Source organism: Streptosporangium sp. NPDC050855 (assembly GCF_044456585.1).
Taxonomy (GTDB): Bacteria; Actinomycetota; Actinomycetes; order Streptosporangiales; family Streptosporangiaceae; genus Streptosporangium; species Streptosporangium longisporum.
The window spans coordinates 88,115-104,301 of the sequence record NZ_JBITFY010000012.1; the positions used below are offsets into that span (position 1 = coordinate 88,115).

General features: G+C 69.2%; 12 protein-coding genes, 1 tRNA gene and 2 pseudogenes. 4 read left to right on the plus strand and 11 right to left on the minus strand.

The annotated features are described in order from the left end of the window. Positions 1-208 precede the first annotated feature (208 nt). Positions 209-1,333 carry a polysaccharide deacetylase family protein gene (locus tag ACIBCT_RS23960; protein ID WP_399192006.1) on the minus strand — a complete coding sequence of 375 codons (1,125 nt, stop codon included), beginning with the start codon at positions 1,331-1,333 and terminating at the stop codon, positions 209-211. A gap of 261 nt (positions 1,334-1,594) precedes the next feature. Then, on the minus strand, positions 1,595-4,348 hold the full coding sequence (gene polA / locus ACIBCT_RS23965; protein ID WP_399192008.1) for a DNA polymerase I: 2,754 nt from the start codon (positions 4,346-4,348) through the stop codon (positions 1,595-1,597). A 119-nt stretch (positions 4,349-4,467) separates the two neighbouring features. On the opposite strand from polA, the gene ACIBCT_RS23970 reads away from it, so the two are divergent. After that, positions 4,468-4,839 carry a hotdog fold thioesterase gene (locus ACIBCT_RS23970; RefSeq protein WP_344904486.1) on the plus strand — a complete coding sequence of 124 codons (372 nt, stop codon included), beginning with the start codon at positions 4,468-4,470 and terminating at the stop codon, positions 4,837-4,839. 419 nt (positions 4,840-5,258) lie between these two features. Here ACIBCT_RS23970 and ACIBCT_RS23975 read toward each other — a convergent pair whose 3' ends face one another. The 3 genes from ACIBCT_RS23975 to ACIBCT_RS23985 are packed head-to-tail and all read right to left on the minus strand — an operon-like array spanning position 5,259 to position 7,714. Continuing rightward, on the minus strand, positions 5,259-6,029 hold the full coding sequence (locus ACIBCT_RS23975; RefSeq protein ID WP_399192010.1) for an amino acid ABC transporter ATP-binding protein: 771 nt from the start codon (positions 6,027-6,029) through the stop codon (positions 5,259-5,261). Positions 6,030-6,043: 14 nt separating this feature from the next. Continuing rightward, positions 6,044-6,892, minus strand: coding sequence for an amino acid ABC transporter permease (locus tag ACIBCT_RS23980; protein ID WP_399192012.1), 849 nt, complete (start codon positions 6,890-6,892; stop codon positions 6,044-6,046). A gap of 3 nt (positions 6,893-6,895) precedes the next feature. Continuing rightward, positions 6,896-7,714 (minus strand): ABC transporter substrate-binding protein, encoded by an 819-nt coding sequence (locus ACIBCT_RS23985; protein WP_399192014.1) that lies wholly within the window; start codon positions 7,712-7,714, stop codon positions 6,896-6,898. 287 nt (positions 7,715-8,001) lie between these two features. On the opposite strand from ACIBCT_RS23985, the gene ACIBCT_RS23990 reads away from it, so the two are divergent. Beyond that, positions 8,002-8,568: a DUF4352 domain-containing protein gene (locus ACIBCT_RS23990; RefSeq protein ID WP_399192016.1), complete on the plus strand. Its 567-nt coding sequence runs from the start codon at positions 8,002-8,004 to the stop codon at positions 8,566-8,568. 271 nt (positions 8,569-8,839) lie between these two features. Here ACIBCT_RS23990 and ACIBCT_RS23995 read toward each other — a convergent pair. The 6 genes and pseudogenes from ACIBCT_RS23995 to ACIBCT_RS24020 form a co-directional block, all read right to left on the minus strand. Then, positions 8,840-9,538: pseudogene (locus ACIBCT_RS23995) on the minus strand (ABC transporter ATP-binding protein); the annotation flags it as partial. Then, positions 9,528-10,379: an ABC transporter ATP-binding protein gene (locus tag ACIBCT_RS24000; RefSeq protein ID WP_399192018.1), complete on the minus strand. Its 852-nt coding sequence runs from the start codon at positions 10,377-10,379 to the stop codon at positions 9,528-9,530. The pseudogene ACIBCT_RS23995 and the gene ACIBCT_RS24000, both read right to left, overlap by 11 nt. Beyond that, entirely contained in the window at positions 10,376-11,545 is a 1,170-nt protein-coding gene (locus ACIBCT_RS24005) for a branched-chain amino acid ABC transporter permease (RefSeq protein WP_399192020.1), read from the minus strand. The genes ACIBCT_RS24000 and ACIBCT_RS24005 overlap by 4 nt, the downstream gene beginning before the upstream one ends. After that, positions 11,542-12,510 carry a branched-chain amino acid ABC transporter permease gene (locus ACIBCT_RS24010; RefSeq protein ID WP_399192022.1) on the minus strand — a complete coding sequence of 323 codons (969 nt, stop codon included), beginning with the start codon at positions 12,508-12,510 and terminating at the stop codon, positions 11,542-11,544. Before ACIBCT_RS24010 ends, ACIBCT_RS24005 begins: the two co-directional genes overlap by 4 nt. Before the next feature lie 160 nt (positions 12,511-12,670). Continuing rightward, positions 12,671-13,849 (minus strand): branched-chain amino acid ABC transporter substrate-binding protein, encoded by a 1,179-nt coding sequence (locus ACIBCT_RS24015; protein WP_399192024.1) that lies wholly within the window; start codon positions 13,847-13,849, stop codon positions 12,671-12,673. Positions 13,850-14,432: 583 nt separating this feature from the next. Then, positions 14,433-14,984: pseudogene (locus ACIBCT_RS24020) on the minus strand (ANTAR domain-containing response regulator); the annotation flags it as partial. Between the two features lie 139 nt (positions 14,985-15,123). On the opposite strand from ACIBCT_RS24020, the gene ACIBCT_RS24025 reads away from it, so the two are divergent. Both ACIBCT_RS24025 and ACIBCT_RS24030 read left to right on the plus strand, forming a co-directional pair. Next, a tRNA-Leu gene (locus ACIBCT_RS24025) sits at positions 15,124-15,198 on the plus strand. Positions 15,199-15,359: 161 nt separating this feature from the next. After that, entirely contained in the window at positions 15,360-15,989 is a 630-nt protein-coding gene (locus tag ACIBCT_RS24030; protein ID WP_399192026.1) for a GNAT family N-acetyltransferase, read from the plus strand. Positions 15,990-16,187: the final 198 nt, after the last annotated feature.

The window sequence follows — 16,187 nt, forward strand, 5'->3', positions numbered from 1 at the left end:
TCCGAACGCGGACAGATGTCGATGTGGCGAACGCGCGGCAGGCCTCTTACCGTCAGCCGAAGAATTGACGTCGACATGATCGAGCGCGAGCCCACTCCGTCCGAGACACGCGCGAGCCCACAGCGCAGCGATCAGCATATGAGACCAGACGGGTATGGTCAATCCGACGACACTACGCGACCACCGGTCACGAGGTCGACGATCTCGCTCAGTATGCGTTGATCAATTGCTTCCGATCGCTCCTGATCTTACCCCGAAGCCCGCGTGGGACGGAGATGCGGTCCGGGTCGCCGTCCGCGGTGTAGCGCTCGCGCGGATGCCTGTCCAGCCACTCCAGCCAGTACTGCGAACACCATTTCCGGCATTCGCCCTTTTTACCGTTGCTTTGGATGCGCTGGATGGAGCGGTGGTCGTAGCGCCTGACGAACGGCGAGACCGACGGCTCGGCCCCGGCCAGGAAGACCCCCTTGAAGCGGTACGGGACGCCCTGCCACTTCCCGGACTGCACGGTGGCGCGCTTGCGCGGCATCGCCCCGAACGGCAGCGCCATGGTCTCCGACGGGGGCACGCCGAGCCTCTTCAGCATCCGCTCGACCCGGGCGAGCTGCCCGGCGATCTCCTTCTTCCCCAGGCCGGGCAGGTAGGGGTGGCTCCAGGTGTGGTTGGCCACCTCGAAGCCCCGCTCGACGAGCCAGCGCACGGCCCGTTCCTGGTCGCGCCGCTCCTGCAGCCCGAACGGGTACCGGTTGACCCAGAAGGTGGCCACCGGCCGGAAGCCGGGATACTTCCTGGCGACCTGGTAGATGATGCCGACCGCGCTGTTCCTCGCCGGTGTGCCGTCCGCCTGGAGCGCGAAGTGGCTGTGGTGGCCGTCGTCGAAGGTGAGCACGACCGGGTGCTTGCCCGCGGGGACGTCCATCCGGCCGGTGGCGAACTCGCGCGCGGTGACCGGCACGTAGCCGTCCCGGGCGAGCCTCTCCAGCTCCTTGCGGACCTGGTCCGGCGTACGGTCGATCGAGGCCAGCCGCCTGTGGGTGATCCGGTGGTACATCAGGATCGGGACCATGCCCGCCTCGTTGGCCTTGACCTGCCGGGCGAACTCCGGCGAGGCGGTGATCGGCGGTGGCAGCTCGGCCGAGGGCAGGCTCGGGTCCGGCGTGGGCGAGGCGGACGGCTGCGGCGGCTGGGACGGCCCGCGGGTGGGGCCGCCGGAGGCGGACGCCCCGGGCCGGGCGGGCGGGGTGGGGAGCGTGAGGAGCACCACCACCGCCATCGTGACGACCAGCACGTTGGCCAGCATGATGATCCGCGTCAGGGGGATTGAACTCAGCACAAAACTCCCGTGCCCGTCGAGCTTATCGGCTGGGCCACCACCCTAGAACAGACTCGGACAGGCCTGGCCAATCACCAGGGGACGGGCCCCCTCGGACGCCCCCGCGGGCACCCTGTGGACGGTCACGCGGAGAGCCCGGAAACGGCCCGTGAGCGGACACGCGAACGGTCTCGCGCACCCCGGTGGTCACCCCGTCCAGGAGGCCCTGGAGACCGTCTGAGGGCCGCGGAGACGGCCTCCGGGGACTTGGAAAGACAGCGGTCAGTGCCCCGCGTCCTCCCAGGTGCGTCCGACGCCCACCGAGACGGCCAGCGGGACCCGCAGGGAGTAGGCGGCGTTCATCCGGTCGGTGACCAGCTCGCGCAGGGTCTCCAGCTCGCCGGGGGCCACCTCGAACACGAGCTCGTCGTGGACCTGGAGCAGCATCCGGGAGCCGAGGGCGGCCTCCTTGAGCGCGCCCTGCACACCCAGCATGGCGATCTTGATGATGTCGGCCGCCGACCCCTGGATGGGCGCGTTGAGCGCCATCCGCTCGGCGATCTCGCGGCGCTGGCGGTTGTCGCTGTTGAGGTCGGGCAGGTAGCGGCGCCGGCCCATGATGGTCTCGGTGTAGCCGTCGTTCCTGGCCTGGGCGACGATCGCGTTGAGGAAGTCGCGGACGCCGCCGAACTCCTCGAAGTACTCCTCCTTGAGCGCCCTGGCCTCGGAGACCGGGATGCCGAGCTGTTCCGAGAGCCCGAAGTCGGACAGGCCGTAGGCGAGGCCGTAGTTCATCGCCTTGATCTTGGCCCGCATCTCCCCGGTGACCTTCTCGGGGTCGGTGTCGAAGACCCGGGCCGCGGTGGCCTTGTGGAAGTCGTGGCCGGACTCGAAGGAGGCGATCAGCGCCTCGTCGCCGGACAGGTGGGCCATGATGCGCAGCTCGATCTGGCTGTAGTCGGCGGTCAGCAGGGTCTCGAAGCCCTTGCCGACCGTGAAGCCCTGCCGGATCCTGCGGCCCTCGGCGGTGCGGATCGGGATGTTCTGCAGGTTGGGCTTCTCCGAGCTGAGCCGGCCGGTGACCGCCACGATCTGGTTGAACGTGGTGTGGATGCGGCCGTCGTCGGCGATCTCCTTGATCAGGCCCTCGACCGTGACCTTGAGCTTGGCCTGGTCGCGGTGGCGCAGCATGATCGTCGGCAGCTCGTGCTCGGTCTGGGTGGCCAGCCAGGCCAGCGCGGAGGCGTCGGTGGTGTAGCCGGTCTTGGTCTTCTTGGTCTTGGGCAGGTTGAGCCGCACGAACAGGATGTCCTGGAGCTGCTTGGGCGAGCCCAGGTTGAACTGCTCGCCGCCCATGGAGGCGTGCGCGGCCTCGACGGCCTGCTTGACCGCGGCGCCGAACTCGGCCTCCAGCGCCTCGAGGTGGTCGCGGTCGGCGGCGATGCCGGCCCGCTCCAGCTCGGCCAGGACGGTGACGAGCGGGAGCTCCACGTCGCGCAGCAGGTGGATGGCGCCCAGCGGCTCCAGGAACGCCTCCAGCGCGTCGGCCAGCTCGCCGACCGCCAGCGCCCGCAGGGCCAGCTCCCGGGCGCCGTCGGCGTCGGTGTCGTCGAAGAGGCTGGCCTGGCCGCCGTTGTCGGTCTCGCTGCGCAGCTCGCGCCGAAGGTAGACGCGGACCAGGTCCTCCAGCGGGAACGAGCGCTGCCCCGGCGTGGCCAGGTAGGCCGCCAGGGCGGTGTCGCAGTTGAGGCCGCACAGCTCCATGCCCTGGGCCCACAGGGCGAGCATCGGCCCCTTGGCGTCGTGCACGGCCTTGGGGATCGAGGGGTCGGCCAGCCACTCGCGCAGGGCCGCCTCGTCCGCCTCGGTCAGCGTGGCCGGGTCGACGAACGCCGCCCGCCCGCCGGACGCCTTCTCCGCCCCGTCGCCGGCCGCGTCCCCGGCACGCGTCCCGGCCGCCGCGATGGCGATGCCGTCGACGCGGCCGGTGCCGCTGCCGTAGGCGCCCCTGAAGGCCAGGCCGGCGCGGCCGGCGGGCAGGGCACGCAGCCAGGGGCCGACCTCGTCGGGGCCCAGGGTGACGGCCTCGACCGCGAAGCCGTCCTCGGCCTCGGCCCCGGCGCCGCCCTGGGGCGAGGCGATCGTCTTGAGCACCCGGTCGCGGATCTCGCCGCGGAACTCCAGCGTGTCGAGGATCTTGTCGATCTCCTCGCGGTGCGGCCTGCCGAGCGCCAGGTCGGTGACGTCGCGGTCCACCGGGACGTCGCGGATGAGCTGGGTCAGGCGCCGGTTCATCAGGACCTGGTCGAGGTGGTCGCGGAGCTTGTCGCCGACCTTGCCCTTGACCTCGTCGATCCGGTCGACCAGGGCCTCCAGCGAGCCGAACTCGCGGATCCACTTGGCCGCGGTCTTCTCTCCCACGCCGGGGATGTTCTTGAGGTTGTCGCTGGAGTCGCCACGGATGGCGGCGAAGTCGGGATACTGCGCGGGGGTCAGCTCGTACTTCTCCAGGACCGCCTCGGGGGTGAAGCGGGTCATGTTGCTGATGCCGACGCGGGTCATCAGCACGGTGACGTGCTCGTCCACGAGCTGCAGCGCGTCGCGGTCGCCGGTGACGATCAGCACGCTCATGCCCTGCGCGGAGGCGCGGGTGGCCAGGGTCGCGATCAGGTCGTCGGCCTCGTACCCGGCCAGCGACAGGTGCGGCACGGCCAGCGCGTCGAGCATCTCGTGGATCAGGCTCATCTGGCTGCGGAAGCTGTCGGGGGTCGCGCTCCGGCCGGCCTTGTAGTCGGCGTACTCCTCGTGGCGGAACGTGGGCTCGGAGCGGTCGAAGCAGACCGCCACGTGGGTGGGCCGCTCGTCCCTGAGCACGTTGACCAGCATCGAGGTGAACCCGTAGACGGCGTTGGTCGTCTGGCCCGTGGAGGTGGAGAAGTTCTCCTCGGGGAGGGCGTAGAAAGCCCTGTAGGCCAGTGAATGACCGTCCAGCAGCAGGAGACACGGACGAGTGGGGGTCGCTTCGCTCTTCGGCACAGCGAAAGCCTAGTCTCCTCCTACGACAGAACGCCTGGCCTCGCTCGACAGGAGACGCCCCCTTGACCATGACAGACCCCGACGAGTCCGCGCGGTCCCTCCAGGAACAGGTGGGCGTCATGCACCGGAACACGCTCGTGGACCGGATGGGCATCGAGATCACCGAGGCCTCCCCCGAGCGGGTGGTCGGCACGATGCCCGTCGAGGGCAACATCCAGCCCTACGGCCTGCTGCACGGCGGCGCCTCCTGCGTGCTGGCCGAGACCCTGGGCTCGACCGGCGCGGCGCTGCACGCCGGGCCCGGCCGCATCGCGGTGGGCGTCGAGATCAGCGCCACCCACCACCGTTCGGCCACCTCGGGCCTGGTCACCGGGGTCGCCACCCGGGTGCACGGCGGCCGGACGCTGGCCACGTACGAGATCGAGATCACCGACGACCGGGGCCGCAGGGTGTGCAGCTCGCGCCTGACGTGCATGCTCCGCGACACCTGAGGCGGCGGCTCCGTCCCGGGCCCCTCTCGAGCCCCGTCCCGGGTCCCGGCCGGCGCCTTCCGGTCATGACCCGCAGGTGCCCGGCGGACGTCTGATCACATCTCGTACTCGATCATATTCGGACCGCCTTTTTGCCCTCGTGGAGCAACCGGTCCGCTACGGTGGGTGACGGTGATGTCCGTGGGGGGACCGAGTAGAAAACGTACGGGGTCGGGGAAGCTCCGTATGGCGCCAAAGGTCTCCCCCGGGCTCGCCGGGTCCGTGGGGCGGCCGGGATCCATCCGGCCCCTTCCGTCCACCGGCCCGCGCCGGACGGGCGCGGACCGGTGGACGGGCCGGGTCGGACCATGGCCCGGGTGGCCCCTGACGGCCCTCAGGGGCCGGGGGACCGGGATTCCCGGACGGTGCGGCCCGGAGGCTCAGACGTCGGTGTGCGTCGGGTCGAGCACGCGGCGCAGGAAGGTCTGCGTGCGCTCGTTGCGCGGGGCGCCGATCACCTGCTCGGGGGTGCCGTCCTCCACGATCACGCCACCGTCCATGAACACGACCCGGTCGGCCACGTCGCGGGCGAACGCCATCTCGTGGGTGACCACCAGCATGGTCATCCCCTCCTCGGCGAGCTTGCGCATGACCGTGAGCACGTCGCCGACCAGCTCGGGGTCGAGCGCCGAGGTGGGCTCGTCGAAGAGCATCAGCGCCGGGCTCATCGCCAGGGCCCTGGCGATGGCCACCCGCTGCTGCTGCCCGCCGGAGAGCTGGGCCGGGTAGGAGCTCCACTTCTCGCCGATGCCGACCTTCTCCAGGTTCTCCCTGGCGATCCGCTCGGCCTCGGCCGCGCTCCGCTTCAGGACCCGGCGCTGCGCGATCATCACGTTCTGCAGCGCGGTCATGTGCGGGAACAGGTTGAACTGCTGGAAGACCATCCCGACACCGCGCCGGGCCGCGTCGATGTCGACGTCGCGGTGGGTCAGCTCCACGCCGTTGACGACCACCCTGCCCGCGGTGGGCTCCTCCAGCAGGTTCACGCACCGCAGCAGGGTGGACTTGCCCGAGCCCGAGGGGCCGATGACGCAGACCACCTGGCCGGGGTCGACCGCGAAGTCGATGCCCTTGAGGACCTCCAGCTTCCCGAAGCTCTTGTGCAGGTCGCGGATCTCGACCGCGTGGTTCGCCGAGATCGCCGGAGTCACCGGAGTCACTGGAGTCACCGTCCCCTCGCCTGGCGCTTCTCCAGCCGGGACGCGAGGTACCCGAGCGGGATGGTGACCAGGAGATACGTCACTCCCACGACCAGGATGGGCGTGGCGTTGGCAAAGGTGGAGGCCGTGTCGTTGCCGAACTTCGTCAGCTCGACGTACTCGCCGGAGACCCCCAGGAACAGCACCAGCGAGGAGTCCTTGAGCAGGGACACGAACTGGTTGGTCGTCGGCGGGATGACGATGCGCACGGCCTGCGGGATGACGATGCTGATCATGGCCCGGCTGTAGGACATGCCCAGCGAGCGGGCCGCCTCCATCTGCCCCTTGGGCACCGCCTGGAGCCCGGCGCGCAGCGTCTCGGCCATGTAGGCGGAGCCGACGATGGTCAGGCCCAGGATGCCCTGGCCGTAGGTACCGCCGGGCACCTCGAAGCCGGACAGCGCCAGCGGCAGGAACAGGATGAGCAGGAAGATCAGCAGGGCGGGCAGCCCTCGGAAGATCTCGATGTAGGTGACCGCGATCCACCGGTAGGGCCGCACCGACGACATCCGCATCAGCGCGAACAGCAGGCCGAGCAGGAAGGCGAAGAAGAAGCCACCGACCGAGTAGATGATCGTGTTCTTCAGCGCGACCGTGAACAGGTCCGGCAGCGTCTCGGCGGCGACGTCGAGCTTGGTGAAGTTCTCACCGAGCTTGGCCCACTCGATGCGCAGGACGAGAAAGACGGCCACCGCCACCAGCACCACGTACTGGAAGGCCCGGCTGATCTGCTGCCTCTTGCGAGGGCTGAGCCCGCTCCGGGTGGGGGCGCCACCGCCGGGAGCGGGCTCCGTCGTCGTTGACTGGTCGGTCATCGATTAACCGAGCTCGCCGGGCTTCTTACCGAACCACTTGACGAAGATCTGCTCGTAGGTGCCGTCGGACTTGGCGGCGGCGATGGAGTCGTTGATCGCCTTGAGCAGGACCGGGTCGGCGCCCTTCTTGAGGCCGATGCCGTACTGCTCACCGGTGTCGAGGCTGGCGATCAGCTCGAACTTCTCGGCGATCTCGGGCTTCTTCAGCCAGGTCAGGACGACCGGGAGGTCCTGGACGATCACGTCGACCTGGCCGGACTGCAGGCCGAGCAGCTCCTTGGGAGAGTCGGCGAACTCCTTGGGGTTGAGGCCCTTCTCCTTGACGTAGTCCAGGCCGGTGGTGGAGGCCTGGGCGCCGAGCTTGAGGCCCTTGGCCTTGACCTCGTCCAGGGTCTTCACGCCGGCGCCCTTCTTGGCCAGCAGGGCCTGCGTGGCGTCGAAGTAGGGCTCGGAGAAATCGATGTTGGCCTTGCGCTCGTCGGTGATCGTCATACCGGCGGCGGCCACGTCGCACTTGCCGGCGGCCATCGCCGCGCCGCTCTTGATGATGGCGAAGTCGATGTCGACGATCTCCTGCGTCAGGCCGAGCTTCTTGGCCGCCAGGTCGACGATGTCGACGTCGAAACCGACGACCTTGTTCCCCTCCTTGAACTGGAAGGGCTCGTAGGGCAGGTTGGTGCAGGTGGTCAGCTTGCCGGGAGTGATCACCTTCGCGCCGGAGGCGGCCGCCGGGGCGCTGGCCGAGGCACCGCCGCCCGGGCTCGCGGTGGTGGTCTCGCCACTCCCGCAGGCCGACAGGCCGAGCGCACCGGCGACGACCATGGCGCCTACCGAGAGTGCGCGTCGGGATACAAAACTCAGGCCCACGAAGGCCTCCTTACGGTCAATGTCACGTCTTGTATGGATACCTCAGTGCAGGTGATGCTGCATCACCTGCATAACCATGCAGATCACCACTACGACACAATTCGGACAACAACTGCAGTCGGAGCCCCCGGATTCAATACCCTGCCCCCTCGGCACCCCGACGGCGGGGCATCTGCCGGATCGTCGATGCCACGCGGGCGAGCCGTTGAACTTCGGGACTCATCTCGGTTACGTTGCCCGGTGTGCGCAACCCCCTAATCGCGTTGACCGGTGCGGTTCTCGCCGCCGCCGTGGTGGCCGGCTGCACCGGGACGGATCCGGGGAAATCCGCGGTCCCCAGGGCCGTCCCCTCCCCCACCCCGACCTACGAGCTCCCGCCCCGGCCGGTACGGCCCGGTGAGATCCCGGTCAGGGCCGCCCCGGTGACCGACGGCGAGACCCGGTTCCAGGTGATCGGCCTGCAGAAGGGCCTCGACGGCTTCTTCGGCAGCCACGCCGAGTGGCGGGCCAAGGGCCAGTACGTGGTCGTACGGGTCGTGGTGGAGAACCTCGCCCGCACCACCGCGCACTTCGACGCCAGGCTGCAGAGGCTCGTCGCCGCCGACGGCACCTCCCACGCGCCGAACAAGTTCGCGCAGGCCATCAAGCGCCAGCCCGAAACGCTCTCGCTCGGCGCCCAGGTCAGGGTGGAGATGGATCTCTGGTACGACATCCCCGAGGAGGCGAAGGTCTCGGCGATCCGGCTGTTCGGCGACCCGCCGCTGGGGGTGACCGGCGGCACCGACGGGGCGCAGGTGGCGTTGCCCTGAGCCCCCGTCCCGCCGGGCCGATCCCCGCACCCGCCCGGAAACCGGACCCGGGCCCGCCGTGGGACGGGCCCGGCGGGGCGGGCCGCCGGACGGCGGGCCCGCCCCCGTCACACCGAGGGGGCCGTGGCGCGGATCAGCTCCGCTCCCCCGGGACGTCCCGCTCCCCCGGAGCGGGCGCGGGAGCCGGGGCGGGGGCCGGTGTGGCACCCGTCCCGCCGGTGGGAGCGGCCGTGGGAGCGGCCGTCTCCCCGGCGGGGTCGGCCGACACGCCGCCGCCCAGGTAGGCGGCCTGCACGGCGGGGTCGTTGAGCAGCACGTCCGCGTCCGCGCTCTTGACCACCGAGCCCGTCTCCAGGACGTAGGCGCGGTGGGCCAGCTTCAGCGCCTGCTGGGCGTTCTGCTCCACCAGCAGCACCGTGGTGCCACGGCGGTTGATCTCCTCGATGATCGAGAAGATCTGCTGGACCATCAGCGGGGCCAGGCCCATCGACGGCTCGTCCAGCAGCAGCACCTTGGGCTTGGCCATCAGCGCGCGGCCGATGGCGAGCATCTGCTGCTCGCCTCCGGACATCGTGCCGCCCATCTGCGTCCTGCGCTCCGCCAGGCGGGGGAAGAGCTCGAACACCTCGGCCAGGTCCGCCGACAGGTCGCCCGAGCGCGTGTAGGCGCCCATGAGCAGGTTGTCGTACACCGTCATGCCGGGGAACACGCCCCGGCCCTCGGGCGCCTGCCCCAGACCCGCGATGACCCGCTTGTGGCCGGGCATCTTGCTGATGTCCTTGCCGTCGAAGATGACGCTTCCCGAGGTGAGACCGCGCAGGCCCGAGATCGTCTTCAGGGTCGTGGTCTTGCCGGCCCCGTTCGCCCCGATGAGCGTGACGATCTCGCCCTCGTTCACCTCGACCGAGATGCCCTTGAGCGCCTCGATCTTGCCGTAGTGGACATGGATGTCCTTGACCTCAAGAAGCATCGGCGGGAGCTCCCAAATACGCCTCGACGACCCGGGGGTCGGTCCGCACCTCGTCCGGCAGGCCATCGGCGATCTTCTGGCCGAAGTCCAGCACCGCGATGCGGTCGCTGATGCCCATGATGAGGCTCATGTCGTGCTCGATGATCAGAATCGTCCGGCCGGCGTCGCGGATGTCCCGGATCAGCTGCTGCAGGGCCACCTTCTCCGCCGGGTTCATACCGGCGGCGGGCTCGTCCAGCAGCAGCAGCTTCGGGTTCGTCGCCAGCGCCCTGGCGATCTCCAGACGGCGCTGGTCACCGTAGGGCAGGTTCTTGGCGTGCTCGTCCGCGCGGTGCGAGATGCCCACGAAGTCGAGCAGTTCCATCGCCAGCCTGTGCCCGTCCCGCTCGGCCTTGCGGTGCCAGGGAAGCCCCAGCGCCACGCTGACCATGCCGGCCCTGTGGTGCGCGTCCGCGCCCACCATGACGTTCTCGATGGCCGTCATGTTGTGGAACAGCCGGATGTTCTGGAACGTCCGGGCGATGCCGCGCTTTGTGATCTTGAAGCGCTTGACGCCGCTGATCCGCTCACCCAGGAAGCGGACCTCGCCCTCGGTCGGCTGGTAGACGCCGGTCACCACGTTGAAGACCGTGGTCTTGCCCGCGCCGTTCGGGCCGATCAGGGCGAAGATCTCGCCTTCCTTGATGGTCAGGTTCACGTCGCGCAGCGCCGTGACGCCGCCGAACCGCATGACGAGGCTCTTCAGCTCCAGCATGTCGCGGCCGGGACGCACCGGCGACGGGGACGATTCCGTCCCGGTCGGCTCTGCGGTCGTACCGCCGGGGTTGACGTCGGCGCTCATTTGGAAGCCACCTCCTCACCGTGCGACTCGGGCCCGGGAACCTCGGCTCCGAGCGTACCCATCCCGCCCGTCCCCTCTTTCAGCTCCGCCTTGCGCTGGCGCGACGGGAGCAGACCCTCCGGACGGAAGATCATCAGGGCCACCAGCACCGCACCGAAGATCAGCATGCGGTACTCCTGCAGACCTCGGAAGCGCTCGGGCAGCCAGGCCACCACGAACGCGCCCAGCATGACACCGGGCAGGTTCCCGGCGCCGCCCATGACCACCGCGGCCAGGATCGTCGCCGAGAGCAGGAACTGGAAGTCGTTCGGGTTGATCGAGATGGCCTTGGCCGCCCAGAGCACGCCCATCGCGCCGCCGATGGAGGCGCCGATGGCGAAGGCGAGCATCTTGAAGCGGAACGTCGGCACGCCCATGACCTCGGCCGCGTCCTCGTCCTCGCGGATCGCCGCCCAGGCGCGCCCGACCCGGCTCTTCTCCCACCGCTTCACCAGGATGATCACGATGACTGCCAGCGCGACCAGCAGGTAGTAGTAGGGCCGAGGGTCCAGCACCCCGTACTTGAAGGGATCGACCCCGAACACCTCGGAGAAGTTGATCCCGAACAGCTGGAAGTCCTCGACGCTCGGCGGGTGCGGGATGCCGCGGACGCCGTTCGGGCCGCCGATCTCGTCGGTGTTGCGGGCCGTGATGCGGATGATCTCACCGAAGCCCAGCGTGACGATGGCCAGGTAGTCACCGCGCAGCCGCAGCGTCGGGGCGCCCAGCGTGATGCCCGACAGGGCACAGATGCCGATGCCGACCAGCAGGATGATCCAGAAGTTCCATCCCAGCCGGGTGCCGATCAGCGCCATGGCGTAGCCGCCGACCGCGTAGAACGCGACGAAGCCCAGGTCGAGCAGGCCGGCCTGGCCGACCACCACGTTCAGGCCGATCGCCAGGACGACGTACGTCCCGATCGGGAAGAACAGGATGCTCGCCCAGTCGGTGTAGGGCGACATGACGGGTGCGAGGCTCTCCGAGGGCAGCAGCAGCGCCCCGATGATCAGAGCCACGTACAGGATCCAACGTTGCCAGCCGGGCGTCTTCAGCCAGCGTTCGTGCATGGTGTCACCGAAGGTGCCGAGACCGCTGCGGAGGCCCGTCGGGAGTTTCTTCTGGTTCATGCGCGCGCCTGCTGGAGTGATTCACCGAGGATTCCGGTGGGGCGGAACATCAGGACCAAGACGAGGATGCTGAAGGAGATCACATGCTTCCAGTCGGAGCCGAAGAAGATCGCCCCGTAGTTCTCCACCAGCCCGAGGGTGATTCCACCGACCAGGGCTCCCCGCAGGTTGCCGATGCCACCCAGGACCGCCGCGGTGAACGCCTTGATACCGAAGAGGAATCCGATGTAGTAGTTCGTGTTCTCGTACGAGATCAGGTAGAGCGCGCCCGCCACACCGGCCATGGCGCCACCCACGAGGAAGGTCATCCGGACGATCCTGTTGATGTCCACGCCCATCAGGACGGCGGCCTCGGGGTTCTGCGCGGTGGCGCGGATGCCTCGGCCGATCTTCGTCCGGTTCACCAGGGCGTCCAGCGCGATCATCATGCCGATCGCGGCCACGATGACGAACACCTGGTCCACCCGGACCGGGTAGCCGAAGACCGAGAACAGCTCGCTCCGCTCCATGATGCGGGGCAGGCCCATCTGGATCCGGCCCTGCTCGGGACGATTGAACACGCTGGGGATCACCAGGAGCGCGAAGAGCTCCTGGAGGAAGATCGAGGCACCGATCGCGGAGATCAGCGCCGCCAGCCGGGACGCGCCGCGCTTGCGCAGCGGCCGGTAGGCGATGCGCTCCAGGGCGATCGCGGTGCCCGCCGAGGCCAGCATGCCGGCCAGGATCATCGCCACGATCAGGCCGACCAGCGCGATGCCGGTCAGTGGCGAGTTGATGCCGAACACGAACGGCACGAACATCGCGCCGAAGGTGCCGATCATGAAAACTTCGGAGTGCGCGAAGTTGATCAACCTGAGCACGCCGTACACCATGGTGTAGCCGAGCGCGATCAGGGCATAGATCGAGCCGAAGGCCAGGCCGTCGATCGTCGCCGGCCAGAACTGATTGATGAAGTCATTGAGCACTAGGGTTACCACTTCTAGCGGGGGTCGCCTGCACTGTCCGGGTAGGACGACACCTCCTGCAGGACCTCGTGGATCCTGCCGAAAGTACGACGGGAGCGGGAACGCACGCGGCGTTCCCGCTCCCGGCGCGTCGACTACCTACTCTTCTTAGCGCGTCGGACTACCCCACCTTGGCCTCGGCGGACTTGCCCAGAAGGCCGATGACGCCGTCCTTGACCTGGTAGATGTAGATGTCCTTGGCCGAGACCTCACCGTTGGCCTCGAACTTGACCTGCTTGGAAACCCCGCTGAAGTCCACCGTGGCGATGAACTCGTTGATCTTCTCGGGGGTGACCGCACCGGCCTTGACCGCGTTGACGTAGACCGTGCCCGCGTCGTAGCCCTCGGCCGCGTAGATCGCCGGGTCGGCGCTGTAGGCGGCCTTGTATGCCTCGGCGAAGGACTTGACCTTCTCGTCGGTCACGTCGGGGGTGGCGATGTAGCACGGGCAGCCGACCAGGGCGCCCTCGGCGTTCGCGGCACCGGCGCCGTCGATCAGGCCCTTGTCCAGCGAGCCGTCGCCGGAGAGGAACCTGGTGTCCTTGACGCCCTTGTCGCGGAGCTGCTTGAGCAGGTTGCCGCCCGCGGCGTAGTAGCCGCCGAAGAAGACCGCGTCGGGCTTGGCCGCCGCGACCTTGTTGACGACCGAGGAGAAGTCGCTCTCGGCCGGGTCGAGCGAGTCGTTGGTGACCTTCACGCCCTTCTCGCCGAGGGTCTTGCGGACCGCGTCGGCCAGGGGCTTGCCGTACTCGGACTTGTCGTCGATGACGAAGACGTTCTTCGCGGCGACGCCGGCGGCGATGAACTCGCCGATGCCGGGGCCCTGGATGCTGTCGCTCGGCAGCACCCGGTGCCAGAACTTCCAGCCGTTCGTCGACAGAGCGGCGTTGGTGGCCGAGGGCGAGATGCTCGGCAGCTTCGCCTCTTCCAGCACCGGCGCCACCTGGGCGGACTCACCGGAGAAGGCGGGGCCGACCATCGCGACGATCTTGTCGGTCTTGATGGCCTGCTGGGCCAGGGCGACGGCCTTGGAGGGGTCTCCCTGGCTGTCGTACTCGACCAGCTCGATCTTCGTGGCCGGGTTGGTCTTGTTGTACTCGTCAATGGCGAGCTTCGCGCCGTTCCGCGGGGGAATGACGATACCGGCGTTGGCACCGGTCAGGTCACCCATGAAGCCGATCTTGACGGTACCAGGGGCGGCAGCACTGGAGCCGCCCTCGGCCGGCGTGGTCCCCGCACCACTGTCACTCCCACCGCAGGCAGCGAGACCGAGGGTGAGCGCCACACTGGCGGCAAGCACTCCACCGAGGCGTGCAGTCTTAGGCCGCAAGGTTGCCTTCCTTTCGCCCGGCCCTTCGTCGGGCCCGGGTTCACAGATGCCCTCCCTGGCGGGTGGCCAGGGGTTGTGTCGGTTAGTACAACCAGCGGATGTCACGGGTCGATACAGTACGGCCCGCCGTTACCGCTTCGTTACAGCACCGATCCTTTTCGGCTATCAGATGCAAAAGCCGTGGTCACTGGCAACCTTACGGCCACCTGGAGATCACCTTGAGCACCGGGAACCCCATGTCACACCCCCGGTACCGCGTCACGCGCGTCCCCCGACGGCCTCTCCGGGCACGTCACGGCCGTTCTCGCCCACCCCAACCGAAAAGGGCCGGAAAGACCGAAAAGCTCGGTCAGGCGTCCGGGGACCCCGCACCGGGCCCCGCGCCCCCCGGCACGGCCGCGCCCGGCCCGCCCGCCGCCGTCCCCGGTCCGGCCGCCGTGCCGGACCCTCCTCCCGCCGTGCCGGCCCCTCCCGCCGGGGCCGGTCCGGCCCCCGCCGCGCCGGATCCGCTCCCCGCGTCCTGCCCGGTCTCCCCCGCGGGCGCTGCGCCCGTGCCGGCGTCCGCCACCACGATCTGCGCCACCTGCTTCATGCTCAGCCGGCGGTCCATCGAGGCCTTCTGGATCCACCGGAAGGCCTGCGGCTCGCTCCAGCCGTGCCGCTCCATCAGCAGGCCCTTGGCCCGCTCGACCAGCTTGCGCGTCTCCAGGCGCTCGGAGAGGGTCCCCACCTCGCGCTCCAGCGCGGCCATCTCCTGGTGCCTGCTGACCGCCATCTCGATCGCCGGCACCAGGTCGGACTTGGTGAACGGCTTCACCAGGTACGCCATCGCGCCGGCGTCCCTGGCCCGCTCGACCAGGTCGCGCTGCGAGAAGGCGGTGAGGATCAGGCAGGGGGCGACCCGCTGCGACACGATCCGCTCGGCCGCGGAGATCCCGTCCAGGATGGGCATCTTCACATCCAGGATCACCAGATCCGGCCGGTGCTCCAGCGCCAGCGTGACCGCCGACTCCCCGTCACCGGCCTCCGCGACGACCGCATACCCCTCCTCCTCCAGCATCTCCTTGAGGTCGAGGCGGATCAGAGCCTCGTCTTCCGCGATCACCACTCGCCGCTGCGTACTCACGAGCAAGAGAGTACCGACGTCCGCTAGATTGGGACCACGCCGGTACCGGTCAAGGGATCGTCATCGGCTAGGCTGCACGGCAAGCGTTTTGGATAAATTCGGACACGTTCGAATTCCTGCCCCGGTACCCCAATTGGCATGAGGGAGCGGATTCAAAACCCGTACAGTGTGGGTTCGAGTCCCACCCGGGGCACATGTCGACCGCCCGGCTTCCCAGCCGGGCGGTTTTGTCGTTCCCGGAGATGAACGGCACCGGCCCTCGCGCGGGCGGGGACGGCGGCGACGGCCCCGCGGCGAGTAGGTTGCCAGCAGGGCCGGGGGTCCCCGGAAGGCGCCGTAACGGGAGGTGGCTGCGTGGAGGTCGTGGAGGACGGCCGGGAGGAGCGGGACGGACGCACCGTGCCGGAGGACGGGCAGGACCCGTACCGGAGCCGGACGCGCCTTCCGGAGCGGGTGAGGCTGAGCGGGCACGGGGTGGTGCTGCGCGAGTGGGACGACGACGACCTCGACGCGATGGTGAGGCTGTTCGACGATCCCGAGGTGGCCTACTGGACGCCGCTGGTCTCGCCGTTCGGCCCGCAGGCGGCACGGACCTACCTGGAGCGGTCCCGGCAGCGGCGGGCGGCCGGGGAACGCGTGCAGCTGGCGATCACCGTCGACGGGGGCGAGCCCGCCGGCGAGGTGCTGCTGATGCTGAGCGGGCTGGGCCTGGACGTGGCCGAGATCGGCTACAGCCTGGGGGCCGCCTGGCGCGGGCGCGGGCTGGCGTCGGCGGCGGTCCGGCTGATGACGGAGTTCGCCCGCGAGACGGTCGGGGTGGCGCGGCTGCTGCTGGAGATCGAGGACGGCAACACCGCGAGCGTGGCGGTGGCCCGCGCGGCCGGGTACCGCCTGACGGACGCCCCGCCGGTGCCCACCGAGGAGAAGGGACGGCCGGTGGCATTACGGACATGGGAGTACGAGGGATCCGGTCCGCGCCCATAGGGGACACGCATGGGGCGGGCGGGAGTTACGGAACGTCCCGGGAACGCGCGATGAACGAACCCTGTCTTTAATCTTGATTACGGTTGATCTCGACTCGGTTCGACGGATATGCATGAATGTCATTGTTTCCACGGAAAGGGAAGCGTTCGTGTAGTGATCCGGCGCCCCATGTCCGCGGAGCATGCCCGTTTCCTGCGG